General features: G+C 60.3%; 1 protein-coding gene. It reads left to right on the top strand.

Going from position 1 to position 1653, the window contains the following annotated elements:
* Positions 1–12: 12 nt before the first annotated feature.
* A partial coding sequence (locus VIW95_RS03960) for an ATP-binding protein (protein ID WP_331584116.1) occupies positions 13–1653 on the top strand: 1641 nt, incomplete at its 3' end.

Genomic DNA, 1653 nt, shown 5'->3' with positions numbered 1-1653 from the left:
ATCAAGGGATCGATGGACCTGATCGAGGACATCGATCCCGAGGAGGCGCGTGCGATTGTCGATCCCGCGCTCAAGCTGATGATCGACGCGGTCCATCGCTACGGCGGGTATATCGTGCAGTCAACTGGCGACGGTATCTTTGCGATGTTCGGTGCGCCCATTGCGCACGAGGACCATCCGCAGCGCGCCTTGTTCGCGGCGCTCCGGATGCAGGAGGACGTCAAGCGCTACGCCGAGAAGCTCCGCGCAGAGAAGGGAGTCAATCTTCAAGTCCGCGTCGGGGTGAACACCGGCGAAGTCGTGGTCCGTTCGATCAAGACCGACGAGGCGCACACCGAGTACACTCCCATCGGCCACTCGACCAGCCTTGCGTCGCGATTGCAGGCGCTCGCAGTTCCAGGGTCGATCGCCATCAGTGAGACCCTGCGCAGGCTGGTCGAGGGCTATTTCGCGCTTAAGCCGCTGGGGCCGGCGCGGATCAAGGGCGTTAGCGAGCCGGTGAATCTTTATGAGGTGACGGGACTGGGGCCACTGCGGACGCGATTGCAACGCGCGGTCGGACTCGGCTTGACGAAGTTCGTCGGGCGGCAACGCGAAATGGACGCAATGAAGGCTGCGGCAGAGCAAGCGAAGTCTGGTCACGGACAGATCGTCGCCGCGATGGCGGAACCTGGGGTGGGCAAGTCGCGGCTGCTATTCGAGTTCAAGGCGGTCTCGCAATCGGGCTGGATGGTGCTTGAGGCCTTCTCGGTCTCGCACGGCAAAGCTTCGGCCTACTTGCCGGTGATCGATCTGCTGCAGAGCTATTTCAGGATCACCGGCGAAGATGACCAGCGCGTACGGCGCGAAAAGGTCGCCGGCAGGCTTTCGATCCTCGACCCTTCGCTTGAGGATGCACGCCCCTACCTGTTCGCGCTGCTTGGAATCGTCGAGGGCGAAGACCCGCTGGCGCAGACGGATGCGCAGATTCGAAAACGCCGCACGTTGGATGCGATAAAACGGATCCTGCTGCGCGAGTCGCTCAATCAGCCCTTGATGGTGATCTTCGAGGATCTGCACTGGATCGACGAGCAGACTCAGGAGTTGCTGAATCTTCTCGCCGACAGTATCGGCACCGCGCGTATCCTGATGCTGGTGAACTACCGGCCGGAGTACTGGCATCAATGGAACAGCAAGACCTACTACACGCAGCTCAGACTTGACCCGCTGGGCAAGGAGAGCGCCGACGAGATGCTGAGCTCGCGACTCGGCGACGATGCGGAAGTGCGCCCGCTCAAGCGGCTCATCATCGAGAAGACGCAGGGCAACCCGCTCTTCATAGAGGAGATCGTGCAGACGCTGTTCGAAGACGGGGTGCTCCAGCGGAACGGGACGGTGAAGCTCGCCAAGTCGATCGACACGGTGAAAGTTCCCGCCACGGTGCAAGTGATCCTGGCCTCGCGGATAGATCGTCTGCAACCAGCAGAGAAAGATCTGTTACAGACGCTGGCCGTAATCGGCAGAGAGTTTTCGCTGTCGCTGGTTCGAGAAATCATCAAGAAACCGGACGATGAAATCGACCGAATGCTCAATGATCTGCAACTCGTCGAATTCATCTATGAGCAACCGGCCGCCGGCGACATCAAATATACTTTCAAGCACGCGCTGACCCAG

The organism is Binatus sp. (SeqCode) (assembly GCF_036522015.1).
Classification (GTDB): Bacteria; Desulfobacterota; Binatia; order Binatales; family Binataceae; genus Binatus.
Note: the sequence above shows the minus strand (reverse complement) of the source record. Positions and strands in the feature narration are given on the sequence as shown.